Source organism: Shewanella sp. KJ2020 (assembly GCF_024197625.1).
Lineage (GTDB): Bacteria > Pseudomonadota > Gammaproteobacteria > Enterobacterales > Shewanellaceae > Shewanella.
This window is the reverse complement of record NZ_JAKUKD010000002.1, coordinates 126,076-151,648: the sequence shown is the minus strand read 5'-3', so window position 1 is coordinate 151,648 and position 25,573 is coordinate 126,076. Positions and strand designations below refer to the sequence as shown.

Annotated in this window: 21 protein-coding genes; 14 read left to right on the top strand and 7 right to left on the bottom strand. The window is 45.9% G+C overall.

Going from position 1 to position 25,573, the window contains the following annotated elements; translation table 11 throughout:
- Nucleotides 1-143 precede the first annotated feature (143 nt).
- The 6 genes from rluE to MJO46_RS00935 all read left to right on the top strand — a co-directional run bounded on the left by rluE (nucleotide 144) and on the right by MJO46_RS00935 (nucleotide 6,161).
- Nucleotides 144-917, top strand: coding sequence for a 23S rRNA pseudouridine(2457) synthase RluE (gene rluE / locus MJO46_RS00960; RefSeq protein ID WP_253987718.1), 774 nt, complete (start codon nucleotides 144-146; stop codon nucleotides 915-917).
- 81 nt (nucleotides 918-998) lie between these two features.
- Nucleotides 999-1,493 carry an NUDIX hydrolase gene (locus tag MJO46_RS00955; protein ID WP_253987717.1) on the top strand — a complete coding sequence of 165 codons (495 nt, stop codon included), beginning with the start codon at nucleotides 999-1,001 and terminating at the stop codon, nucleotides 1,491-1,493.
- Nucleotides 1,494-1,747: 254 nt separating this feature from the next.
- On the top strand, nucleotides 1,748-2,866 hold the full coding sequence (gene mnmA / locus MJO46_RS00950) for a tRNA 2-thiouridine(34) synthase MnmA (RefSeq protein ID WP_253987716.1): 1,119 nt from the start codon (nucleotides 1,748-1,750) through the stop codon (nucleotides 2,864-2,866).
- Nucleotides 2,867-2,869: 3 nt separating this feature from the next.
- Entirely contained in the window at nucleotides 2,870-3,487 is a 618-nt protein-coding gene (gene hflD / locus MJO46_RS00945) for a high frequency lysogenization protein HflD (protein ID WP_253987715.1), read from the top strand.
- A 29-nt stretch (nucleotides 3,488-3,516) separates the two neighbouring features.
- Nucleotides 3,517-4,887 (top strand): adenylosuccinate lyase, encoded by a 1,371-nt coding sequence (purB, locus tag MJO46_RS00940; protein WP_253987714.1) that lies wholly within the window; start codon nucleotides 3,517-3,519, stop codon nucleotides 4,885-4,887.
- Between the two features lie 134 nt (nucleotides 4,888-5,021).
- On the top strand, nucleotides 5,022-6,161 hold the full coding sequence (locus MJO46_RS00935) for a cupin domain-containing protein (RefSeq protein WP_253987713.1): 1,140 nt from the start codon (nucleotides 5,022-5,024) through the stop codon (nucleotides 6,159-6,161).
- Nucleotides 6,162-6,312: 151 nt separating this feature from the next.
- Here the strand turns inward: MJO46_RS00935 and MJO46_RS00930 are convergent, their stop codons facing one another.
- Nucleotides 6,313-6,762 (bottom strand): DUF4826 family protein, encoded by a 450-nt coding sequence (locus tag MJO46_RS00930; RefSeq protein ID WP_253987712.1) that lies wholly within the window; start codon nucleotides 6,760-6,762, stop codon nucleotides 6,313-6,315.
- A gap of 281 nt (nucleotides 6,763-7,043) precedes the next feature.
- On the opposite strand from MJO46_RS00930, the gene MJO46_RS00925 reads away from it, so the two are divergent.
- Nucleotides 7,044-8,078 carry a Glu/Leu/Phe/Val dehydrogenase dimerization domain-containing protein gene (locus MJO46_RS00925; protein WP_253987711.1) on the top strand — a complete coding sequence of 345 codons (1,035 nt, stop codon included), beginning with the start codon at nucleotides 7,044-7,046 and terminating at the stop codon, nucleotides 8,076-8,078.
- 187 nt (nucleotides 8,079-8,265) lie between these two features.
- The gene (locus tag MJO46_RS00920) at nucleotides 8,266-8,613 is read left to right on the top strand and encodes a hypothetical protein (RefSeq protein WP_253987710.1); all 348 of its coding nucleotides are present in this window, start codon (nucleotides 8,266-8,268) and stop codon (nucleotides 8,611-8,613) included.
- A 27-nt stretch (nucleotides 8,614-8,640) separates the two neighbouring features.
- Here the strand turns inward: MJO46_RS00920 and MJO46_RS00915 are convergent, their stop codons facing one another.
- From MJO46_RS00915 to ppsA, 4 genes are all read right to left on the bottom strand, one after another.
- A complete protein-coding gene (locus tag MJO46_RS00915; protein WP_198780182.1) occupies nucleotides 8,641-9,072 on the bottom strand; it encodes a MarR family winged helix-turn-helix transcriptional regulator in 432 nt (143 codons plus the stop codon).
- A 146-nt stretch (nucleotides 9,073-9,218) separates the two neighbouring features.
- Nucleotides 9,219-9,707 (bottom strand): DUF1285 domain-containing protein, encoded by a 489-nt coding sequence (locus MJO46_RS00910; protein ID WP_253987709.1) that lies wholly within the window; start codon nucleotides 9,705-9,707, stop codon nucleotides 9,219-9,221.
- A gap of 123 nt (nucleotides 9,708-9,830) precedes the next feature.
- Complete coding sequence (locus MJO46_RS00905; protein WP_253987708.1) at nucleotides 9,831-12,872, bottom strand: FAD-binding and (Fe-S)-binding domain-containing protein; 3,042 nt, start codon at nucleotides 12,870-12,872, stop codon at nucleotides 9,831-9,833.
- Nucleotides 12,873-12,970: 98 nt separating this feature from the next.
- The gene (ppsA, locus tag MJO46_RS00900) at nucleotides 12,971-15,340 is read right to left on the bottom strand and encodes a phosphoenolpyruvate synthase (protein ID WP_253987707.1); all 2,370 of its coding nucleotides are present in this window, start codon (nucleotides 15,338-15,340) and stop codon (nucleotides 12,971-12,973) included.
- A gap of 124 nt (nucleotides 15,341-15,464) precedes the next feature.
- On the opposite strand from ppsA, the gene MJO46_RS00895 reads away from it, so the two are divergent.
- The 4 genes from MJO46_RS00895 to MJO46_RS00880 all read left to right on the top strand — a co-directional run bounded on the left by MJO46_RS00895 (nucleotide 15,465) and on the right by MJO46_RS00880 (nucleotide 18,991).
- Entirely contained in the window at nucleotides 15,465-16,277 is an 813-nt protein-coding gene (locus MJO46_RS00895) for a pyruvate, water dikinase regulatory protein (protein ID WP_198780186.1), read from the top strand.
- Nucleotides 16,278-16,458: 181 nt separating this feature from the next.
- Nucleotides 16,459-17,523 carry a 3-deoxy-7-phosphoheptulonate synthase gene (locus MJO46_RS00890; RefSeq protein ID WP_253987706.1) on the top strand — a complete coding sequence of 355 codons (1,065 nt, stop codon included), beginning with the start codon at nucleotides 16,459-16,461 and terminating at the stop codon, nucleotides 17,521-17,523.
- 152 nt (nucleotides 17,524-17,675) lie between these two features.
- Nucleotides 17,676-18,107: an acyl-CoA thioesterase gene (locus tag MJO46_RS00885; protein ID WP_253987705.1), complete on the top strand. Its 432-nt coding sequence runs from the start codon at nucleotides 17,676-17,678 to the stop codon at nucleotides 18,105-18,107.
- Nucleotides 18,108-18,328: 221 nt separating this feature from the next.
- Nucleotides 18,329-18,991, top strand: a complete 663-nt coding sequence (locus MJO46_RS00880) for a response regulator transcription factor (protein ID WP_253987704.1) — start codon at nucleotides 18,329-18,331, stop codon at nucleotides 18,989-18,991.
- A 103-nt stretch (nucleotides 18,992-19,094) separates the two neighbouring features.
- On the opposite strand, the gene cysB is transcribed toward MJO46_RS00880, so the two are convergent.
- Nucleotides 19,095-20,069 (bottom strand): HTH-type transcriptional regulator CysB, encoded by a 975-nt coding sequence (gene cysB / locus MJO46_RS00875; protein ID WP_253987703.1) that lies wholly within the window; start codon nucleotides 20,067-20,069, stop codon nucleotides 19,095-19,097.
- Between the two features lie 228 nt (nucleotides 20,070-20,297).
- Here cysB and zomB point away from each other — a divergent pair, with 228 nt between their 5' ends.
- The gene (zomB, locus tag MJO46_RS00870) at nucleotides 20,298-21,077 is read left to right on the top strand and encodes a flagellar motor control protein ZomB (RefSeq protein ID WP_253987702.1); all 780 of its coding nucleotides are present in this window, start codon (nucleotides 20,298-20,300) and stop codon (nucleotides 21,075-21,077) included.
- 153 nt (nucleotides 21,078-21,230) lie between these two features.
- On the opposite strand, the gene topA is transcribed toward zomB, so the two are convergent.
- Entirely contained in the window at nucleotides 21,231-23,873 is a 2,643-nt protein-coding gene (gene topA, locus MJO46_RS00865) for a type I DNA topoisomerase (protein WP_253987701.1), read from the bottom strand.
- A 331-nt stretch (nucleotides 23,874-24,204) separates the two neighbouring features.
- On the opposite strand from topA, the gene astB reads away from it, so the two are divergent.
- Complete coding sequence (astB, locus tag MJO46_RS00860) at nucleotides 24,205-25,539, top strand: N-succinylarginine dihydrolase (protein WP_253987700.1); 1,335 nt, start codon at nucleotides 24,205-24,207, stop codon at nucleotides 25,537-25,539.
- The last annotated feature ends 34 nt before the right edge of the window (nucleotides 25,540-25,573 follow it).

The following is a 25,573-nucleotide window of genomic DNA, read 5'->3' as shown; positions in this document are numbered from 1 at the left end:
GCAGATCACATTTTAGGCCGACATCATAGAGCATTCGCAGTAATATTCAAATTCCACTAAGGGCGAATGCCAAGTACACTGTGTAAACATTAACGATACAATCAAGTCAGGTCAGCGTGTCTCAGCCTCCAGTTAGCAAAAGCATGAACAAAAGTAAGTTTTCCCCTAAACGCGCCAATTCCAGCACCAGTTTTCCAAGCCAAAGCGCGCGTAGACCCGCAAACAAAGGCCCTGCTAACAAATCTGCCATCGAAGGTAAGGTTCCATTAGTCCGTAATGCCAATGGCAGTTTAAAGAAAGAACCCTTTAAAAATCCCAATCGACGCGCAATTGCGGCGGCAAAACCGGTGCAGAGTCAGACACTCGCACCCATTATTGTGCTGTTTAATAAACCTTTTGATGTACTTTGCCAGTTTACCGATGAACAAGGTCGCAAGACCCTAAAAGACTATATCCCCATTGCTGATGTGTATGCCGCAGGCCGCTTAGACAGAGACAGTGAAGGATTATTACTGCTAACCAATGACGGTCAATTACAGGCTAGGCTTACAGAACCTAAAAAGAAAACCTTTAAAACCTATTGGGTACAAGTAGAAGGCATTCCGACAGAAGATGCACTGGCGAAACTGCGCCAAGGTGTTGAATTAAATGATGGTATGACGCTGCCTGCAAAAGTTAAAATCATGGATTCACCCGATATTTGGCCACGCAATCCACCCGTGAGAGAGCGCAAAAATATCCCAACGACTTGGCTAGAAATCCAGATCTATGAGGGCCGAAATCGCCAAGTGAGACGCATGACTGCGCATATCGGTTTTCCAACCTTAAGATTAATCCGTTATAAAATAGGTCAATGGAGTCTAGATAATTTGCCATCGGGTGAGCATAAATGCATTCGCCTAGGTGATGAAGTCTAAATTTCAGCCAAGTTTCTGCGTTCAACGCCACTATTCAACGCCACTAAAAAAAGTGACACCATGTCCACCCAAGGAGGTTTCATGAGTCAACGATATAAACCCAATGTGACGGTCGCTTGTATTATTCATGCAACTTCACAGGATAAGTATCTGCTGGTGGAAGAGTGGATTGACGGCGAGCAGCGCTTTAATCAGCCTGCGGGTCACTTAGAAGCAAATGAAAGCTTAACCCAAGCCTGTGAGCGCGAAGTGTTTGAGGAAACGGGGTTATCACTCAAAGCCCAAGGGCTCGTCGGCATCTATCAATTCAGTGCCAGCGAAGACCTAGCCTTTGTGCGCTTTACCTTCTTCGTGCAACTAGATGATATGCCCTCACCCGCGCCGCAGGACGATGCCATCCATGCAGCTCATTGGTTGGACTTTGAGCAAATCGAAGCTAAACAATCTTTGCTGCGTAGCCCCTTAGTCCTCGACTGCCTCAGAGACTATCGCCATCATCTGCAACAGGGATCGGCTTATCCCCTAGACTTACTCAATAGTGATCGTCTCACGATAGCCCCAAAGAGCAAGGCGTGATAGAATACGCCGCCGCGTAAATCCGCAATACATTAGCTTATTTAAGGTGAGTTATGCTGAGTTAAGCTAAACCTGCATTAACCTGATGCTAAGAGATTGTGTTGTTATTCGCGCCTTTTACAGGCTCGCCTAACGGGGATAAATCGTTTACGCAATACACTGATTTTAAGCTAGGCCATGCGATTACTTGGGTGACACACAAGTCCCCCACAAAAAGTGCCTAGCCAACATATACTCAATGGTTTTTAGGATCTATGACATCAATCGAACCCACTCATACAGGAAAAAAAGTCATTGTCGGCATGTCCGGCGGTGTAGATTCATCTGTTTCAGCTTATTTGCTTATGCAGCAAGGCTATCAGGTTGAAGGCCTTTTCATGAAGAACTGGGAAGAAGATGATAACAACGAGTACTGCGCCGCCGCGGAAGATTTAAAAGATGCCCAAGCCGTGTGCGACAAGCTCGGGATCAAGCTACACACAGTTAACTTTGCTGCCGAATATTGGGACAATGTGTTCGAGTACTTCCTCGCCGAGTACAAGGCGGGTCGTACCCCTAACCCCGATATCATGTGCAACAAAGAAATCAAATTTAAGGCCTTTTTAGAATTTGCCGACGAAATCCTCGACGCAGATTATATCGCCATGGGTCACTATGTGCGCCGCCGCGATAATAGCGACGGCAGCACACAAATGCTCCGTGGCGTCGATGGTAATAAAGATCAAAGTTATTTCCTCTACACCTTAAGCCACGAGCAAGTGGCCCGAAGCCTGTTCCCCGTCGGTGAATTGGAAAAACATCAAGTACGTGAAATCGCAAAAGAAATGGGCTTAATCACCCATGATAAAAAGGACAGCACCGGCATCTGTTTTATCGGTGAGCGTAAGTTTACTGAATTCTTGGGTAATTATTTACCCGCCCAGCCTGGCAATATCGAAACCCCAGAAGGTGAAGTTATAGGCACACACCAAGGGCTGATGTACCACACCTTAGGTCAACGTAAGGGCTTAGGTATTGGTGGCATGAAGAACAGCAGTGACGATCCTTGGTATGTGGTCGATAAAGATCTCGAGCGCAACGTGTTGATCGTCGGTCAAGGCGGACACCATCCGCGTTTGATGTCGACGGGCATGACAGTTAACCAACTGCATTGGGTAGATAGAATTGGCCCTGTCGATGGCTGTCATATCACAGTGAAAACCCGCTATCGCCAACAAGATGTGCCCTGCACGCTAACTTATAGCGATGAAAACACCCTAAAGGTGATCTTTGATGAACCCGTTGCGGCGGTGACGCCTGGGCAATCTGCGGTATTTTACGAGGGTGAAGTCTGCCTAGGTGGCGGCATCATCGATCAATTAATACGAGGATAAAGCGTGAGCGATCAGCTAGTTAACCGTACTATGGCATTTGCAGGCATACTGCAAGCCATAGCCCAAGTGCAACATTTGGCGCGTCAGGGTGAGAGCGATAATGCCGAGCTCGCGGCGAGTTTAAATACCATACTGGTCACCAATCCTGACAATACCGCCGATGTCTATCAAGATAAAGCCTCGTTGAATAAGGGTTACAAACTGATCCTCAATCAGCTTGGCGACAGTAGCCAAAAAGATGTTGAAATCACTCGTTATCTTGTCGGTATCTTAGCCCTCGAACGCAAGCTGGTACGCTCAAACAGCGGCCTAGGCATGTTGGCTGAGCGCATTAATCAAGTACATCGCCAACTACATCATTTTGCGATCACCGACGAGCAAGTGATTGCCAATCTTGCCAGCATTTATAGCGACATCATCAGTAATTTAGGGCCAAAAATCCAAATATCAGGCAACCCAGTATGTTTGCAACGCCCTATCGTACAACAAAAAATTCGCGCTCTGCTGCTTGCAGCCATGCGCAGCGCTGTACTGTGGCGCCAATTAGGCGGTAAGCGTCGACACTTAGTCTTCGCCCGTAAAGCCATAGTCGATACAGCCAAGAAAAGTCTTACCCTATAATAAAATTAGCGTTCATCAAGGAGCTTCACATGGATCTTTCCGCACTAACTGCTATCTCTCCGGTAGACGGCCGTTACGGTAGTAAAACTGCGTCATTGAGAGGGATTTTCAGCGAGTTCGGTCTTACCAAGTACCGTGTTCAAGTTGAAATCAATTGGCTAAAACTGTTAGCCGATTGCCCGGAAATCATCGAAGTGCCGCCGTTAAGCGAGTCAGCTATCGCCGTGCTCGATGGCATTAAAGACAATTTCAATGAACAAGATGCGCTGCGTGTTAAGGCTATCGAAAGCACCACTAACCACGATGTGAAAGCGGTTGAATACTTTATCAAAGAAAAAATCGCCGGCAATAGCGAATTAGCGGCTGTGGGTGAGTTTGTTCACTTTGCATGTACTTCCGAAGATATCAATAACTTAAGCCACGGTTTAATGTTGACTGAAGCCCGTGAGCAAGTCTTACTGCCCTACTGCAACGAGTTGCTGACTGCGATTAAAAAGCTGGCGATTGAATATCGCTCAGTGCCATTAATGTCACGCACCCATGGCCAACCTGCTTCACCATCAACACTAGGTAAAGAAATGGCGAACGTGGCGATGCGCCTTGAACGTCAAATCAAACAAATCGCCAATGTTGAAATCATGGGCAAACTGAACGGTGCCGTTGGTAACTACAACGCTCACCTGTCAGCCTACCCTGAAGTGAACTGGCATGAATTGTCGGAGCGTTTTGTGACTAGCCTAGGCCTTAATTGGAATGCCTACACGACACAAATCGAACCACACGATTACATTGCCGAACTGTTTGATGCGGTTGCCCGTTTCAATACTGTGCTGATTGACTTTGACCGTGACATTTGGGGTTACATCGCCCTAGGTCACTTCAAACAACGCACTATCGCCGGTGAAATCGGTTCATCGACTATGCCGCACAAAGTTAACCCCATCGATTTTGAAAACTCTGAGGGTAACTTAGGTATCGCTAACGCCCTGATGCAACATCTAGCGTCTAAGTTACCGTTATCAAGATGGCAACGTGACTTAACTGACTCAACTGTACTGCGTAACTTAGGCGTGGGTATTGCCCATGCGTTGATCGCGTATCAAGCGACCTTAAAAGGCATCAGCAAGTTAGAAGTTAACGAAGCGCATCTGCGTGATGAACTCGATCACAACTGGGAAGTGTTAGCAGAACCAGTACAAACGGTGATGCGTCGTTATGGCATTGAAAAGCCATACGAAAAATTAAAAGAACTGACGCGCGGTAAGCGTATCGATGCGCAGCAACTGTCAGTGTTTATTGATGGACTTGAATTACCAGACTCAGTGAAAGCTGAACTGAAGAAAATGACGCCAGCCAATTACATTGGTCGCGCCGAAGCGTTTGTCGATGAACTGAAGTAAGTTTTTCACTAAATTTAGTTTTTAAATAAGCTTAGTTATTAGCTGAAGTTGGCGACAGATAAAACTCTTTCTTAAACAGAAATAAGGATTAAGGCGACCCACATCACCGCGATGTGGTCGCCTTTTTTAACACTATGTATACACTCAATCTCGATATCGCCCAGTTTCTTAGTGAATACTGGCAAAAGAAACCCCTGCTGATCAAAAATGCCTTTCCGCAGTTTGAAGATCCGATCAGCGCCGATGAACTAGCAGGCCTTGCCTGTGAGGAAGAAATCTCTTCACGTATCGTCGTCACTAAGGATGATAACTGGGAAGTGGTTCAAGGGCCGTTTGAAGATTACGACAGCTATGGCGAAACCCATTGGCAATTGCTAGTACAAGCGGTCAACCATTGGTATCCAGATTCACAGCCACTTGTTGACGCTTTTCGCTTTTTACCGGACTGGCGCTTCGATGACTTGATGGCCTCATTTGCGACCCCAAGTGGTGGCGTAGGCCCGCACGTCGATAACTATGATGTGTTTATCATTCAAGGCGAAGGTGAGCGTCGCTGGACTGTGGGCGACAATACCCCGCAACAACGCCGTGGTGGCAATCCCAACTCGCCGCTGGTTGAAGACTTCACCCCCATTATCGATGTGGTGTTAGAAAAAGGCGACATGCTTTATATTCCACCAGGTTTCCCACACTGCGGTGAAACCCTAACTGTGGCAATGAGTTACTCTATTGGTTTCCGCGCCCCAAGCCAGCAAGAATTGGTTAGCGAAGTTGCCGATTATTTGCTCGACAATAACTTAGGTCAGCAGCGTTTCACCTCACAAACTGAACCGAGTTCAGCGGGTATCGTCAGCCAAGATCATCAAGTGGGCATAATGTCACTCTTGAGTCAGCTAAGCCAAGATCCCAATAGCTACCAAATCGTTTTAGGTAAATTACTTAGTCAAAATCGTTTTGAATTAGATATTTGCGAAGGTGAAGAAGCCTACACAGAAGCGGATCTGCAAGATGCCTTCGACCAAGGTGCGGGCATCAGCCGTATCGGTGGTTTGAAAGTATTGCGCCTTGAAAATGACTCCACGCCGCGATTATTCATCAATGGTGATGTGCACGAACTGCTCAATACACCGGCAGACGTTATCGCACAATTAAGCAATAAAATGAGCTTAAACGCCGATGACGCGACTGAAATATGTCAGCACGAAGAAGTCCAAGCCTTACTGTTGAAACTCATCAATCAAGGTTTCTACTACTTAAGCGACAGCGAAGAATAAGCCTTATCGACGTTGCTCGATGACCTTGTTCTCAACAGAGGAAATCTGCATATACGTCAGTATAAATAAGGCACTCAGTTGAGTGCCTTATTGTTATTTCAGTTACCGGTATCAATCAACGCAAGAGACTGTTGTATCAACTCATGTGAGTTTAAGCATTCCACAGTTTATCGTCATTGTGCATACGATATAAACTCTCGGCGCGCGATACCAGTAATTGTGCAAACTTGGCCTGAGTGGCATCACGGGTGGCGCCTGAGCGTACTAAGTTTTCCGCCTGCATTTGCCACATCATAGAGAAATGACGCACCGCATCACGGGCCGTTGCCGCCACTTTCACATCGACAAAATCCGAGGGTAAATCCCCTGACATCACCCAATATGTCTTATTCGTTGGGCGCTTAGACTCCATTTTCCAAATGGCCATATAAGGGGCAAGGTAGCGGCTCTCATCGGCCAACACTTTGCTTGGGATAACACCTTTCTCGGCAAGGAAACGATTCGCTTTTTGAAATTGAGTTCTGACCCAATCTTGGCGCAGTTTTTCCAACTCTTCTGCAGATAACGTTGGTTGAGCTTGGTCGACAGCTTGTTCAGTCATACTTCCGTCCTATCTTATTGTTATAACGCGGCTCTCATTCTTTGGATGAGTGTGCGGTCCGTACTATTCACAGATTTTGTATCCAATTCCATCCCTTTTTCACCGTAAAGCTTACGTTTACGTAAAGTGGAAAGCTAGATTGCCACAAATAATCTATTTATTCGGTCATTATGCATGGTTGAGAGTATCGCTAAATGCTATGGTTCTGCAATAAATATAACAAGCAGTCGATGGGAGTTTACTCCATCGGCTTTTTCATTGTGTATAGCGGAGAACTTCACGTGGCTGTATTTAATCATGTATCCTTTGACGAACATGAACAGGTCGTATTCTGTCATGATAAAGAAAGTGGCTTAAGAGCCATTGTCGCCATCCATAATACGAATTTAGGCCCTGCTGTGGGTGGATGTCGTATGTGGAACTATCAATCGGACGACGAAGCGCTGACAGACGTATTGCGCCTCTCTCGTGGCATGACCTACAAAAACGCACTGGCAGGCCTCACCATGGGTGGTGGTAAATCAGTGATTATTGCCGATCCTAAGCGCCCTGACCGTGAAGCCCTCTTCCGTGCCTTTGGTCGTTTTATCAATAGCCTCGGCGGCCGTTATTACTCCGCTGAAGACGTCGGCACCACCACTGCTGATATTATGATCGCCCATGAAGAAACCCCTTATATGGCGGGTCTTGAAGGCAAGAGTGGCGATCCATCCCCCTTCACAGCCCTTGGCACTTATTTAGGTATCAAAGCTGCGGTTAAACATAAACTCGGTTTAGATAGCCTAAAAGGGCTTAAAATCGCCGTTCAAGGTGTCGGTCACGTAGGTTATTATCTGTGCAAACACTTGCATGAAGAAGGCGCAGAGCTGATTGTGACTGACATTCATCAAGCCTCATTAGATAAAGTTGCCACAGATTTCGGTGCCATTATCGTCGCGCCGCAGGACATCTACTCCCAAGATGTGGATGTGTATGCTCCCTGTGCCCTTGGTGCAACCTTAAATGATGCGACCTTACCGCAACTCAAGGCAAAAATTGTCGCTGGCTGTGCCAACAATCAATTAGCCGAAGTACGCCATGGCGAACAACTGAAAGACATGGGCATTTTATATGCTCCTGACTATGTCATTAACGCCGGCGGTATTATCAACGTATCATTCGAAAAAGATTATGATGCCGCAAAATCCGAAGCTAAGGTTAGAGAAATCTATCACACGCTACTGAAGATTTTTGCAAAGGCCGATGAACAGAATCGCACTACTGGCGCTGTTGCCGATGAAATGGCCCGTGCCATTTACCAAGGTGCAAAAGCCTAATTAAGCTTTTAGGCGGGCAACCAACACTGGTTGTTCGCCTTTTCCCTCTTCCCTCCTCGTCAAAAATAAATCCTCCTTAATACCAATCAGATACCTAAACGACACGTAAAATTCACTATTCTGTAGTGGAAAACGGTAACCTGCTCTGCTTGAATTAATCACTCGTCGGTGAGTGGAGGAATGGCACATGGTCAGTTTCAAATATGAGCTGAATCAAGACTCGGTTGAGTTGCAGGCCAGTGATTGGTTTGGCTTAGAGAGGGTTTTTATCAACGGACAAATGGTGTCTCGTAAGCTTAATTTTGGTCAAAATAGTGAGCACTGCATCAAACTGAACGATGGCAATCAATGTCGTTTTAAGCTGTTTATCGACCCCGAGACCGATGAATTAACCTGCCGAATTTACAAGCACAATCAATTGATCACTAGCCTAAAACAGGGGAAGGAAGGCCTAATTCAACGTCAACGCATACTACAGCAGGGATTACTGTTTGGCTCGAGTTTGGTGTTATTGCTTATATTGCTGCCCTTTTAGGCCCACAAAACACTCGACTTAGTACAGTTAGTCATATTCATCTACTGACAAACGGTTGATTTTGTTGAGCAGTTTTATAAATTGTGAGCGTTCATCCTCATTCAGGTTAGAAAGAAACTTTTCGTTAACCCGCTCAGCCTCTCGGATCAAATCCTGCTCTAAGGCTTTGGCCTCATCGGTCAAAAATATTTGAAAAGCACGGCGATTGTCTGACTCTTGGTGACGGGTGATAAATCCTTGTACCTGTAACTGGTCAAGCAAGCGCGTCATAGTGTAGTTTGCGACATCACAACGTTTTGATAATTCGGTTTGAGTGATGCCCTCTTCCTGCCAAAGGGCGAACAACACCGGCCACAACTTAATATCGAGTTGATAGCGTTTAAGTTGCAGATCGAGCTCATTTTGCAGCTCAAGATTTAAGTGGGAAACAAGATAGCCTAAGCTTTCATAACGGTTCAAACAGCACCTCCGAAAACAGCGGTTTTAGACCCATCTAACCTGACACTCGCCTAAGATCCAATGCTAAGTGTCATTTTTAATACTATCACTTAACCTATAATAAACTAGTCAATACCCCGAACTAATTGCAATCAATACCCCAGCTTTTAGGACAATTCTAAGTCAGATAAATTGAATTCATTCACAAAATTATAATAACAAGCTCGACTCAGTTTTCCCCACAAACCACGCTCCAAGGGCAAATAAATACCAAAGTCGGTCAGCTTCATAGGGCTAATATCCAAGATCTGATGCTCGGTATCGATACTGGTCTTCACCTGCAGATAAGCGGGATCTGGGCCACGCTCAAAATCGACAATCACTAAAGGAACATCGGCCACTGTGACGCGAACTTTTTCCACTGGGGTAATTAAAAAATGCTCATCCTCGATGCAGTGTAAAATACCCGCAAAAAGCTTTGCAAATTTAACCGGCAGCGCAGTTCCCTGGTACTGCCAGTCTCCAGTCACTTGAATATTAAATAAAGCGACCTCACTGCATAATGGGGCCTCTCTCAACACTGCACTGGTGGGAGAGGCAATATTCAGCGCAAGCTGTTCTAATGTGTACTGCTCGCTCTTGGTCAACTTGTCCATGATCCATTTCCTTTAACAAAAAACCAGCCTTCTGGCTGGTTTTAGTGTGACATCTATTACCCAGAGGATCCAATTAACCGTTTCAACCTAACTCGGTTTTTGTACTCATAGGCAAAGCCCTATCTAACATTTTGCGAGCTCAAGCAATGCCTCCAATGGATGTTTAGGCTTATAGCCCGCAAAGCGTTTGACTTGGCTACGACAGGAATAACCCGATACAAGTACCTGTTGTTTATCAAGTTTAGCTAAGGTTTGTTTCCATGACATATCGAACAAAGCTTGAGAACGCTCAATATTTTCCGCCTCGTGGCCATAGGTGCCCGCCATACCGCAGCAGCCCAAATTCACCGCAGTCAATTTAGCACCAAAGTGACTAAAGATTTTGCTCCACTCATTGGCGGTATTGGGTTTGGCCGTGGACTCGGTGCAATGGCTAAACCAAGTAAATTGTTTATCTTGCATGGCCTTAGCGGGAATATCCTGCAGTATGCCGAGTAACCATTCGTTAGCCAGTTTAACCTCAAACGCGCCGCGATTAGCCCCTAAAATTTCTTTATATTCATCGCGATAACAGAGCACTAAGGCGGGATCAATCCCAACCATCGGCATACCTAACTTATGCACTTGGTTTAAGAAGTCCGCACTCGACTGCGCCGTTTTAGCAAATTTATCCAAGAAGCCCTTGATATGGGTCGGTTTACCATTGGGTTTAAAGGGTAATAGAACAGGCTTTAATCCTAAGGTTTCAATCAATTGGATAAAGCGATACACCAATCCAGCATCATAGAAACTGTTAAAGGGATCTTGTACAACTAATACAAATTTTGCCCTCTCATCGGCGGGGATGGCCTGCAATGCAGCCAGATCATAGCCGCGACTCGCATGGCCATCGAGTCGTTGTTTTAAGGTTGGCACCGACAGCGCTGGCGCATCCACATAGCCAATAGCCTTTTTGATGACCCATTGGCTGAGTGGGTTTTGCGAGGCGAAATTGGTCAGTCTTGGCGCAGCAGCCATCAGAGGTAAACTGTCTTCGATGCCCGCAACCAGGTAATCCTTGGACGGACGCAGATAACGTTGATAGTAAATATTAAAGAATTGCGCCCTAAATTTAGGCACATCCACTTTAACCGGGCATTGGCCAGAGCAGGCTTTACAGGCTAAGCAACCCTTAAGGGATTCCATCACCTCATGGGAATAATCGTAATCCCGCTTTGCATTTATCGTATTTTGCATCCGCTGCAAAATACCCAAAGGTTTGGCTTTCGCCAGCGCGTTCACATCCACGCCTTCGGTTTCAAGCAGCCTTAGCCATTCACGCATCAATCCTGCACGACCTTTAGGTGACTGCACTCTATCCCCCGTCACCTTAAATGAGGGGCACATAGGCGAATAGCTGCTGTAGTTAAAACACAGACCATTGCCATTACAGTTCATCACATCTGGGAATGCATCGCGCACAGTAACGGGAATTTGTCTGTCAAACTTACCACGCTTAGCACTGTCAACATCATAATAGAGGGCGCCTGTATCTTTAGGCGCCACCAGCTTGCCTGGGTTAAGTCTATTATCGGGGTCAAACAGGCCTTTGATATCTTGAAGAACGCCATAAAGTTCATCGCCAAATACCGATGGGCCGTATTCGCCACGCACGCCCTTACCATGCTCGCCCCACATCAGGCCGCCGTATTTGAGCGTCAGTGCCGCAACTTGATTGGAAATAACCCGCAGTAACTTTTCATCTTCCACATCGCACATATCGAGCGCGGGCCGCACATGCAGCACACCGGCATCCACATGACCAAACATGCCATATTGCAGATTATGCCCATCCAGTACTGCGCGAAACTCCATAATATAATCGGCTAATTTTTCGGGTGGCACCGCAGTATCTTCTGCAAAGGCGATAGGTTTACGACGCCCTTTAGTGGCGCCGAGTAAACCAACGGCTTTTTTACGCATGCCATAGATTTTCTCTATGCTCGGCTTATCTTGCGTCACTTGGTAACCCAGTACGCCGCACTCACCTTTACTGATTTGCTCGGTCAAAACCGCTTCAAGACTAGCAAGCTTTTGCTCAACTTCCTCAGTGTCACCGGCAAATTCGACCATATTGAGACCGTCGATAATCTTACCCGGTACTTCCTGGATAAGCTCAGCAACCGAATGCCAGACAATATCTTCACGGGCTAAATTAAGGACCTTTGAATCTACGGTTTCAACCACAGTCGCCCGGGCAGCGACTAAGGATGGTGCGTGGCGCAGCGCCGATTGGAACGAATCATACTTAATATTTACCATCGCCCGCTCGGTCGGCAGCGGCGTAATATTCAGCTTAGCCTCGGTAATGACCGCCAGCGTACCCTCTGAGCCCGTTAAAATCCGCGATAAATCGAATTGCGTCAGGCCATGGTTCCACACATTTTTTAAATCATAACCCGTTAAAAAGCGGTTAAGTTTAGGGAATTGCTTTTCAATCAGCGATCGCTTCTCGCGGCAAACCTTTGCAATGGCCGAAATCAGCTTTTGCCCGAGTGGATTGTCACTCACATTATCGGGATTACACAAAAGTCCCGCATCCAATGGCTGAGTGTCTAGCACACTGCCATCGATCAACACACTGCGCAGCGCCAATACATGGTCCGAGGTTTTACCGTAAACCAAGGAGCCCGCACCCGAGGCATCGGTGTTGATCATACCGCCAATGGTCGCGCGGTTAGAGGTGGATAAATCGGGACTGAAAAAATAACCGTGTGGGCGCAATACATCATTAAGTGCATCTTTAATCACCCCAGCTTCAACCCGAACCCAACCCTGCTCAGCATTCACTTCAAGCACACGGTTCATATAGCGCGATACATCGAGGATCAGACCATGGGTCAAGGACTGGCCATTGGTGCCCGTACCGCCGCCCCGGGCACTAAAAGTGACCTCACGGAAGATGTCTTTCGCCGCGAGCGCCAAGGCTATTTGTATATCCTTTTGATTTTTAGGATAAAGTACAGCTTGGGGTAAAAATTGATAGACAGAGTTATCGGTCGCTTGCACTAGCCGAGCACTGTATCGCTTGTCTATATCACCGGAATACTCGCTTTGCTCGAGTGCATCAAGGTATGCCAAATACACTGGCTCTAATGTTTGTTGATGTGATAGCAGGGGTAACATGGATGGCTTCTGTCAATTATCGTTATGGGGCCATTATAAACAAAAAAAAAGCCGCTCAAAGCGGCTTTTTTAACATCTTTATCAAATTACAGCCTAGATCACCCGTGGGCTTCGGCCAAATATAACCATGTATCAATAACAGTATCAGGGTTCAGAGACACGGTATCGATACCTTGTTCAACTAACCAAGCCGCGAAATCGGCGTGATCTGAAGGACCTTGACCACAGATACCGATATAAGCACCCTTAGCCTTAGCTGCTTTAATCGCCATAGACAATAGGATCTTAACGGCTTCATTACGCTCATCAAACAGATGACTAATAATGCCTGAGTCACGGTCTAAGCCAAGTGTTAGCTGGGTTAAGTCGTTTGAGCCGATAGAGAAACCATCGAAGTGCTCAAGGAATTGATCCGCTAACAGCGCGTTTGAAGGCACTTCACACATCATAATGACGCGTAGGCCATCTTTACCACGCTCTAAACCTTGCTCTTTCAATAGGCCAACGACTTGTTCGGCTTCTTTCACGGTACGTACAAACGGGATCATCACTTCAACGTTTTTCAGACCCATGTCGTTACGAACGCGCTTGATCGCTTCACACTCTAGGGCGAAACAGTCACGGAAGGATTCAGAGATATAACGGCTTGCACCGCGGAAGCCCAGCATTGGGTTCTCTTCTTCTGGCTCGTAACGATCACCACCAACTAAGTTTGCGTATTCGTTAGACTTAAAGTCTGACATACGTACGATCACTTTCTTCGGATAGAAAGCCGAACCGATTGATGCGATACCTTCCACTAAGCGCGCAATATAGAACTCAACGGGTGACTCATAACCTGCGATCATCTCGTTAATTTCAGTTTGCAGAGCGGCGTCTTGTTGATTGAATTCAAGCAGCGCTTTCGGGTGAATACCGATCATGCGGTTGATAATGAATTCTAAACGCGCTAAACCGACACCTTCGTTTGGCAAACGGGCAAAGTCGAATGCGCGATCAGGGTTACCCACGTTCATCATAATTTTCATCGGTAATGCAGGCAGTGAATCAACACGGTTTGAAATCACTTCAAACTCTTGTTTACCTTCATAAATGAAGCCTGTGTCGCCTTCGGCGCAAGACACAGTCACTAATTGACCATTCTTGATACGGTCAGTCACATCACCACAACCTACCACAGCGGGTACACCTAATTCACGGGCAATAATCGCCGCGTGACAGGTACGACCGCCACGGTTCGTGACGATGGCGCTGGCGCGCTTCATGATAGGTTCCCAATCTGGATCTGTCATGTCAGTCACTAACACATCGCCAGGTTGGATTTGATCCATGTCGGCGATTGAGGTTAATACCTTAGCCACACCTGAACCCACTTTATGACCGATAGCACGACCTTCAGAGATCACAGCGCCACGGCTCTTTAAGTGGTAACGCTCAATCAATTGCACATCTTCACGGCTACGAACCGTTTCTGGACGCGCTTGAACGATGTAGAGTTTGCCATCATTACCGTCTTTCGCCCACTCGATGTCCATTGGACGACCGTAGTGTTTTTCGATAACCATGGCTTGTTTAGCCAATTCCATCACTTCTGCGTCATTGATAGAGAATTGACGACGCTTGTCAGCGGCAACATCTTCAATTTTCACTTGTTTGCCGTGAGCAGCATCATCGGAATACACCATCTGGATGAGCTTGCTACCGATATTACGGCGAACAACGGCTTTATGGCCTTGAGAAAGGATAGGTTTGTGAACATAGAATTCGTCAGGGTTTACCGCGCCTTGAACGACCATTTCACCCAGACCGAAAGAGGAAGTGATAAACACGACATCATTGTTGCCTGATTCAGTGTCCATAGTGAACATCACACCTGATGCCGCTTTGTCTGAACGAACCATGCGTTGGACGCCGGCAGACAGGGCAACACCGTGGTGTTCATAACCTTGGTGAACACGGTATGAAATAGCACGGTCGTTAAAGAGTGACGCGAACACGTGCTTGATAGCCACGAGAACTGAGTCAAATCCTTTCACGTTTAAGAAGGTTTCTTGCTGACCAGCAAAAGAGGCATCTGGCATATCTTCTGCGGTGGCAGAAGAACGAACCGCGAATGACGCATCGCTAGTTTCAGCGGCAAGTTTATCGTAAGCTTCACGAATGGCTTGCTCTAAAGCTGGTTGGAATGGGGTGTCAATCACCCATTGTCTGATCTGTGCACCTACTTTTGCCAGTGCATTGACATCATCTACATCCAGTGTGGCTAGAATGTCATAAATCTTCTGGTTTACTCCACTTTGTTCAAGGAACTCATTGAACGCATAAGAAGTCGTCGCAAATCCGCCAGGTACTTGAACACCGGCATTGGCCAGATTGCTGATCATCTCGCCTAGAGAAGCATTTTTACCGCCAACTAAGTTGACGTCACCCATGCCTAATTCCTGATACCAGAGTACGTATTGCTGCACAGTTCTATCTCCGCAAGTTTATTTCAGTGGCCCCTTCACACGAGGGCAGCGGCATTTTACACTCCTGCCGAAGAAGCGTAAATCTATAATTTTATTTGTAATTTTATTACTACAAGAGGTCAGTATGGCACCAAAGGTATTCTACATCTCCGACGGGACAGCGATCACAGCTGAGGTTTTTGGACATGCAGTTCTCTCGCAATTTCCACTAGAATTTGAGTCACTTACGATTCCATTTGTTGAAACCTTAACGAAAGCCGAGCAAGTTAAGCGACAAATTAATGATTGTTTTATTACAACAGGTGAACGGCCATTAGTGTTCCATTCGATCGTAAAAGCCGAAATTCGCGACATCATCTACTCGAGTGAAGGGGTAGATTATGATTTTTTAAATACTTTTGTGGCACCACTTGAGCAACATTTAGGCGTAAGCGCCTCACCCGTAGTTCACCGTACCCACGGCAAAGCTAATCATGGCTATGAAGCCCGTATCGATGCCATTAATTTTGCGATGGATAACGATGACGGCCAGACCATGAAACACATGGATGAAGCCGATCTGGTTTTACTTGGAGTCTCTCGCTGTGGCAAAACCCCATCGAGCCTGTATTTATCCATGCAGTTCGGCATAAAAGCGGCAAACTACCCTTTCACCGAAGATGATATGGATAACCTTAAGTTACCTGAAGCGCTGAAACGCAATAAGAAAAAACTGTTTGGTTTAACCATTGATCCCGTGCGCTTACATGAAATCCGCCAAAGCCGAATGGAGAATAGTCGCTATTCATCGCTCAAACAGTGTCGCTTAGAGGTCAAAGAAGTGGAAATGATGTTTAAACGTGAACGTATTCCCTATATAGACACCACCAATCATTCGGTTGAAGAGATTGCGACTAAGATTTTAGATGTGACGGGTCTTGAGCGTCATATGTTCTAAATCAACAGACCTTAACCTGCTAATCCACAAGGGCAAATTTAGGTTAAATAGATCTAAGTTAAATTAAATTCATTGCACAGATGCCGACAATTAGCACAATTGGCACTGTGCAACTCGGCTCGATTCGTTATAATCCGTGGCAATCTGGCGAAAAGCGCCGCATGCAAGCTCGGTATTTTGAATGACCATTAAAACAGACGAATTACGTACTTCTTTATTAGCTAAAGTCATCTCACCTGCACAACTGGCATCTGAGTACCCATTAACCCAAGAAGCCGCCGACTATCTGATCCAACAACGTCGTGAAGTTGAAGCCATTATTATGGGCGAAGATCAGCGCCTGCTGGTGATCATTGGCCCCTGCTCAATTCATGATACTAAGGCTGCCCTCGAATATGCCCAACGTTTAGCGGCCTTGCATCAAGAATTGAAAGAGGACTTGTGCATTTTAATGCGCGTTTATTTCGAAAAACCACGCACTATCGTTGGCTGGAAAGGCTTGATATCCGACCCCGATCTCGATGGCAGTTTCGAACCCAATAAAGGTCTGCGTATTGCCCGTGAATTGCTGCAACAGATCACCGAATTAAAGTTACCCATAGCCACCGAATTTTTAGATATGGTGAACGGTCAATATATAGCTGATTTAATCACTTGGGGCGCCATTGGCGCACGCACCACCGAAAGCCAAGTGCACCGAGAAATGGCCTCAGCCCTCTCCTGCCCCGTGGGTTTTAAAAACGGTACCGATGGCAATATCAATATCGCCGTCGATGCGGTGCGCGCCGCAAAAGTGCCGCATATCTTCTATTCACCGGATAAAGATGGCGCCATGGCGGTCTATCGCACCCACGGTAATCCTTTTGGCCATATCATATTGCGCGGCGGCAAAAAGCCTAATTACTTCGCGCAGGATATTGAAGAAGCGCGTTTAAAGCTTGAGTCCGTTGATGTCACGCCTCGAGTGGTCGTGGACTTCAGCCACGGTAACAGTGAAAAAAATCACCTTAAGCAATTAGCCGTTGCCGACGACATCATGGCGCAAATGCGTGCGGGTAGCACGGCAATTGCCGGGATAATGGCCGAAAGTTTCTTACAGGAAGGCAATCAAAAGGTCGTCAAAGGACAACCACTCTGTTACGGCAAAAGTATCACCGATTCCTGCCTACACTGGGATGATTCAGAAAAGTTACTGCGGGATCTGGCCAAAGCTTCCCGCGATAGACGAGCCTTATTAGGCCAATAAACATAGTAAAGCAATAACTCAAGGCTTCCAATGGAAGCCTTTTTACTTTTAGTTTGGCTTTAAAACAGATTGGAATAGGCGTTTTCTATCATTCAAAATTAAAACTCACTATAATTGCGCCTCGTTAAAAATGCATAACCTCAGGTTGCCGTATGCCAAATTCCCTCGATACTTCACATCCGACGTTTTCAGACGCTATTGAGCAAAGGATCAATCAATCCGAAGCCCGTGTAATCAAAGCCGTTTTCCCCTCTATTACTAATCATCACAACACCTTATTTGGTGGCGAAGCCTTAGCGTGGATGGATGAAACAGCGTTTATCGCCGCGACCCGTTTTTGCCGTAAAACCTTAGTCACTGTGAGTTCTGACCGTATCGATTTTAAAAAACCGATCCCCGCTGGCACACTAGCGGAACTGATCGCCCGGGTGATCCATGTCGGCAATACCTCCTTAAAAGTCGAAGTAAATATCTTCGTGGAGAATATGTACCAAGATCACCGTGAGCATGCGATACGTGGCGTGTTTACCTTTGTTGCTGTAGACGAACAACGAAATCCCACGCAAGTCTGGACGGCTGAATAGAATTTAAGCACTCAAGGCAATATACTTGGCCCCTTAAATGCAACTGTTTTTGGGGCAATGTTCACCTCCATTCATAGCTAACAACCACTAGACAAAAGTATAACAACAAGAAACATATAAAAATTTTGTCAAAATTCCTGCATAAAGCAATAGGCTCCCCTATTACTTTTCTGTTACATTGAGTTCAATCTTCACGCGCCACGAACATAATCATAAAAGCCATGAAGCTAGAAAACTTAAATATCATTATCGCAGACGATCATCCATTGTTCAGAAATGCACTACGTCAGGCACTCACCAGTGCCTTTGAGCATGCCCAATGGTATGAAGCAGACAGTGCCGATGCATTACAATCGGTTTTAGACGCACAAAATACCAGCTACGATTTAGTGCTGCTGGACTTACAAATGCCTGGCTCCCACGGTTATTCCACCTTGATCCACTTACGTTCCCACTATCCAGACCTTCCCGTGGTGGTAATTTCTGCCCATGAAGATATCAATACGATAAGCCGTGCAATCCACTACGGTAGCAGTGGCTTTATTCCTAAATCGGCATCGATGGAAACCCTAAAAGAAGCATTAAGTGCAGTCTTATTTGGTGATATTTGGCTACCTGCGGGGGCAGAAATTATCCCAATTGAAGATGACGATACCGATAAAATGGCGAGTAAGCTGTCGGATCTCACCCCTCAGCAATATAAAGTGCTGCAAATGTTTGCCGAAGGTTTACTGAATAAGCAAATTGCCTACGATCTTGGCGTATCAGAGGCCACCATCAAAGCCCATGCGACGGCGATTTTTCGAAAACTCGGTGTGCGTAACCGCACTCAAGCCGTTATCGCCCTCGCTCAGCTCGAGATGGATAAGGGTGATTTATCTTAAGACGTGATCCTGAGGACGCCATCCTCTATCAGAAGGGTAAAATTTAATTGTCCGATAAAAAATGCCGCGAATATTCGCGGCATTTTTTATCGGACTAGCAGAGTTAACGCATGGGGAGGTTTTTATCGGCAAACATCTCATCAATTAACTGTTGATCCCGCAAAGCAACGGCCTTTTCAACCACATCCCGCGTCAAATGTGGCGCAAAGTGTTGAATAAAATCATACATATAACTGCGTAAAAAACTGCCCTTCCTAAAACCAATTTTCGTCGTACTGTGGGTAAATAAATGCCCTGCATCTATGGCGACTAAATCTTTATCCACATTGAGATCGATTGCCATAGAAGCAATCACCCCTACGCCTAAACCTAAACGAACATAGGTTTTTAATACATCGGCACTGGTCGCACTGAATACCACCCTAGGCTCTAAGTTAGCGCGATTAAAGGCTTTCTCGATTTCAGAGGCACGGTCAAATCCAAATACATAGGTCACCAACGGAAAACGAGCTAAATCTTCGATGCTGATATGGCTACGTGAGGCAAGAGGATGATCTTTAGGCACCACCACCGAGCGATTCCAGTGGTAGCAAGGCAACATGATTAAATCTGAGTATAAATGCATGGCTTCGGTGGCAATCGCAAAATCCGCATCGCCGCGGGCAGCTTGCTCACTGATCTGTGAAGGAGTGCCTTGGTGCATATGTAAGTTAACTTTAGGGTAACGGTCGATAAACTGGCGAATAATATGCGGCAAAGCATAACGCGCTTGGGTATCTGTGGTGGCAATATTTAACTCACCTTGATCCGGCTTAGTGTACTCTTCCGACACTTTTTTAATGCTTTCAACTTTACCTAAAATATCATTGGCAATATTAATGACCTGCAGTCCAGCAGGCGTTACATGGGTCAAATGTTTACCGCTTCGGCCAAAAATTTGGATCCCCAACTCATCTTCCAACATGCGAACTTGTTTACTGATCCCTGGTTGAGAGGTATACAAATTTTCAGCGGTTGCCGATACATTGAGGTTATGTTTTACCACCTCGGCAATATACCTGAGCTGTTGCAGTTTCATCTTCTATCCTTGTCTCAAATACGCATAAAGGTATTGTTCATTGAGTGGTAACATCACACTCATCTATAATCAATCGTTATAGTATAACGTAAAAATTAAAGCAAATAGGAATATAGAGCACAAGTCTAAAGATTCATACGACAGAAATGATAACCTAGGCTAAGATAACTATGCTAGTTTATTGATTTATTGTAGCATTAGCTCAATTGGATAAATAATGGAACATCTATGTCATTCACCTTGGTTCTGATCCTCATCGGTGCACTTTTACTGCTTGTTATCGGAATTAACGTTATACAACAACAAAAAGAACGTGCTGAGGCTGAGCGTCGCATCGAGTTTGCTCGTCAAAGGGCCATCATCGATGAAACGGAAACGGTATTATCCAATACCGGCATGATACCTTGCAGTACCCATATTATGTTGGTGCTGTATCGCCGCGTTCAAGATGCGTTAGAAATAGCAACGACACTCAGCGCCATCCAACAAAAGGCGGATTTTCAACGTCGTCTCGCCGATATTAAAAATCAGATAGACTCGTTACAATCAAGTCCTCCACAAGCCCCTCCTATTGAGGGTTTTAGGCTACCAGACAACGACAAACAGATTTTAGCTTTAGTGCAAACCCTCAAAAAACTCAAGGCAATATTACGGGCAGAACACAATAAGGGCCGTGTTGATCCAAATGTTTTTGCGCAGGAAGAAAACCGTATAGATAGTTTGCAGCTCAGGATAAATGTTGATTCTATGCTTTCCCGCGCCCGTGCGGCGAGTTTTATGAAACAGTATGGTTCTTCCAAACAAATGGTGACTAAAGCTTTGGCCACTTTGCATGCGATTAAAGCACAGACACCCAATGACCCCTTTATTGGCCGCAAGGTTGATGAAGCAAAAATGCTACTCGATGAGATTATGGGCGCTCAAAAACAATCTGAGCCAAGTGCACCTAGATCTAAAAATGAGGAAGATGATATCGATATGTTGTTCCAGCCTAAAAAGAAATGGTGATGGCTCTCGATATACGTTAAGCAAAACCGGATTGGATACTTATAAAAAGTTAGATAATAAAATTGGATACTTATAAAAAGTTAGATAATAAAAAAGCCAAGTCAATTAATGACTTGGCTTTTTTATTAGTGCATGTCAATCACACATTCTATACTAGGCTTTCTTCGCTTTTTTAGTGGAGGACTCAGTGACCCACTTACCATTGATATAATGGGCAGACCAACCAGTGGCTTTACCATCAACTTCAGTGGCAACGTATTGCTCTTTAGTCTTACGGCTAAACTTGACCGCGGCCTTATTGCCTTCATCGTCTGTCACTGGCGCATCGGCTAAGTATTGATACTTAGGCCAGAGTAAGTCACGGTACTTGACTAACTCTTCCACCAAAGGCGCTCTCGTTTCCCGAGATTTAGGGAAAGTACTCGCAGCAAGGAAGATACCCGCGGCGCCATCACGCAGCACAAAATGCGCATCTGACTTACTGCATTTGAGCTCAGGTAAATAGATTGGATCTTCTTTTGGTGGCGCTGCCTCACCATTTTTCAACAACTTACGTGTGTTTTTACATTCTTCGTTAGTACAGCCGAAGTACTTACCGAAGCGGCCGTTTTTCAGTTCCATATCGTGACCACAGCGATCACACTCAATCAGTGGACCTTCATAGCCTTTAATCTTGAATTGGCCTTCTTCGACTTCGTAACCTTCACACTGGGGGTTATTACCGCAGACGTGCAACTTACGTTTTTCATCAATCAGATAGCTATCCATGGCGGTGCCACAGATACCGCAGCGATGTTTGGCTCGCAGTGCATCGGTTTCCGCATCTTCACTGTTTTCACTAATGGCCTCAACGCCAGGCGTTAAGTTCATTGTGGTCTTGCAGCGCTCTTTTGGCGGTAACTCATAGCCAGAGCAGCCGAGGAACACACCTGTCGTCCCGGTGCGGATCCCCATAGGGCGGCCACAGGTTGGGCACTTGATATTGGTCATCACCATTTGGTTTAGACGCATACCGCCTTCTTCGGGATCAAGCTCCGCTTTTTCTAATTGCTTCGTAAAGTCAGCGTAGAACCCATCGAGCACTTTTTTCCAATCTAACTCGCCACGGGCAACATCATCTAAGGTTTGCTCCATGCTGGCGGTAAAATCATAATTCATTAAATCGGCAAAACTACTGACTAAACGTTCACTAACGATTTCGCCCATTTTCTCAGCGTAAAAGCGACGGTTTTCCACTTTGACATAGCCACGGTCTTGAATCGTCGAAATAATAGTCGCATAGGTAGACGGACGACCAATGCCACGCTTTTCTAATTCTTTGACTAATGATGCTTCACTGTAACGCGCTGGCGGTTTTGTAAAGTGTTGTTTAGGTTGTAATTCAGTTAATGAAAGCACATCTCCTTCGTTCACAAACGGCAGAGTATTGTCCTCTTCATTTTTCTTCTTAAGCGCAGTTTGCACACGTGTCCAACCGTCAAAGCGCAGGGTTCGGCCCGAGGCTTTTAACTCATAGTCACCCGCTTTAACGGTTAATCGAGTGGCATCATATTGGGCAGGTGTCATCTGGCAAGAAACAAACTGACGCCAAATCAGCTCGTAGAGCCGCTGGGCGTCACGTTCCATATCGGTTAATGCTGCGGCTTCGACTTTTACGTTAGAGGGTCTAATCGCTTCGTGCGCTTCCTGTGCACCTTCTTTAGAACCGTAACGGATAGGCTCAGAAGGTAAATACTTGGCACCGTATTCCTTGCCGATCATCTCACGCACACTGTCTAACGCTTCTTGGCTTAAGTTCGTCGAGTCAGTACGCATATAAGTGATATGACCCGCTTCATATAAACGCTGGGCCATCATCATGGTTTTCTTCACCCCAAAACCTAAACGTGTACTTGCAGCCTGCTGCAACGTCGAGGTGATAAAGGGGGCAGAAGGTTTACTTTGGGTGGCTTTATCTTCGCGGGCAATCACTTTAAAACTCGCGGAAGATAGGGCCTGCACAGCCGCTAAGGCTTGCTGTTCGTTCGTCGGTTCAAAAGCAGAATCGAGGTGTTTAACCACTTCCATCCGCAGCGCATCGCTCGAAGGAGTATTCAGTAAGGCGTGCACATCCCAAAACTCTTCTGGCACAAAGGCTTTGATTTCGCTTTCACGTTCAACCACTAAACGCACGGCAACCGATTGCACTCGTCCTGCGGATAAACCACGGGCCACTTTTTTCCACAGCAGTGGCGACACCATAAACCCCACCACTCGGTCTAAGAAGCGACGCGCCTGCTGGGCATTGACCATGTTAGTGTCGAGCGTCGACGGCTTGCTAAAGGCATCCTGAATCGCTGACTTAGTGATCTCATTAAACACCACACGTTGATACCGTGAAGGATCACCACCAATCACCTCCTGCAAATGCCAGGCGATGGCTTCTCCCTCACGGTCTAAGTCGGTTGCGAGATAAATTTGGTCAGCGGAATCGGCTAACGCCTGAAGCTCCTTTACGACCTTTTCTTTACCCGGCAGGATTTGATATTTAGCCGCCCAGCCCTTTTCAGGGTTAACGCCCATGCGAGACACCAGCGCTTGCTGATCTTTCACCTTTTTATATCGCGCCTTTTCTTCAGGCGTCATCTTCTTCACTTCGGCAGCGGATTTAACCTTTTCATTGCCTTCGGAGGTGGAGGATGTAGGTAGATCACGGATATGACCCACACTCGATTTAACGATGAACTCTTTGCCAAGATATTTATTAATAGTCTTAGCTTTGGCCGGCGATTCGACAATAACTAGCGATTTACCCATAGTTTGATTTGCGCCAAAAAATCTCAAGAAGGTGGAAATTGGCTCCATATATAGAGGGTTGCACTGATTGTTTCAAGCTAATCCCTCTTTTATATGTACCAGCGAGTCACTTTTTAACCAAAGTTGAAAAAATGTAAAAAAATAATATTGCGTAATTAAAAACTAATATTTCATTATTTGCCAGCAAGCAAGAAATAGTTATGCATTTATTGCGAAAAAGTCGCTTTGAGCACAAAACCGTCCGCTTGTGCACACGAATAGCTTCAGTATACTGGGTCCCCTCAGGGAGCATATGAACAAATAATAACCTTCCCTATCACAAGGATAAGCAATGAAGCACTTTGAAGCGAATTTTGACGGACTCGTTGGCCCAACCCACAATTATGCGGGATTGTCTTTTGGCAATGTGGCCTCACTCAGCAACGCCGCACTGGTATCTAACCCTAAGGCTGCTGCAAAACAAGGTCTACAAAAAGCTAAAGCTCTGGCCGATTTAGGGATAGTTCAAGGCATGTTAGCGCCCCAAGAACGCCCAGATATCTATACACTGCGCCGAATTGGTTTTTCAGGCAACGATGCTCAAGTGTTACAACAAGCCGCGAGAGAGGCTCCAGCGCTGCTTAATGCCTGTTGCAGTGCATCCAGCATGTGGACAGCCAATGCTGCGACCGTATCGCCAAGTGCGGATACTCGTGACGGCAAACTGCATTTTACCCCAGCCAATCTGGTCGATAAATTGCACCGTAGTCTCGAGCCCATCACAACGGGGCGCATCTTAACAGCAACTTTCAACGATCCCCACTATTTTCATCACCATAATCATTTACCTGAACATAATAGCTTCGGTGACGAAGGCGCGGCAAACCACACCCGCCTCTGTAACGAATACGGCCATGCCGGTGTAGAACTGTTCGTTTATGGGCAGGAAGCCACCAATCCCAATGCGCCTAAACCGCAAAAGTATCCAGCTAGACAAACCTTAGAAGCATCGATGGCGGTAGCGCGTCTACATCAGCTTGAAGAGGATAATTGTGTTTTTATCCAACAAAACCCCGATGTGATTGACCAAGGCGTATTTCACAATGACGTTATCGCCGTAGGTAACCAAAATGTCCTGTTCTACCATGAGCAAGCATTCTTAAATACCCAGCCAAAAATTGATGAAATTAAACGTAAGCTCGACACTGAACTGTTTTTTATCGAGGTCCCAACGGCAAAAGTGGCGATTAACGACGCCGTAAAGAGCTATTTATTTAACACTCAAATTATCACCCTACCCTCGGGGGATATGGCGATTATTGCCCCCACAGATTGTCAAGAAAACCCAGCGGTATTTGCCTATTTAAATGAATTACTCACGCTAAACACGCCCATTAAACAAGTGCGCTATTTCGATGTAAAACAAAGTATGCAAAACGGTGGCGGCCCTGCCTGTTTGCGTTTACGTGTCGCCATGAATGAAAGAGAAGTTGCAGCGGTGAATCAACACACCTTAATGGATGATGCCTTATTTAGCCGCTTAAATACTTGGGTTGAAAAACACTACCGTGACAGATTAACCACTCAAGACTTGGCGGATCCACAGTTGCTTATTGAATCGCGCACCGCCTTAGATGAGCTAACGCAAATCATGAAATTAGGTAGTGTTTATCAGTTCCAGCGATAAATTCAGTTTTGCATGAAAAAATAAGGTGCTACTA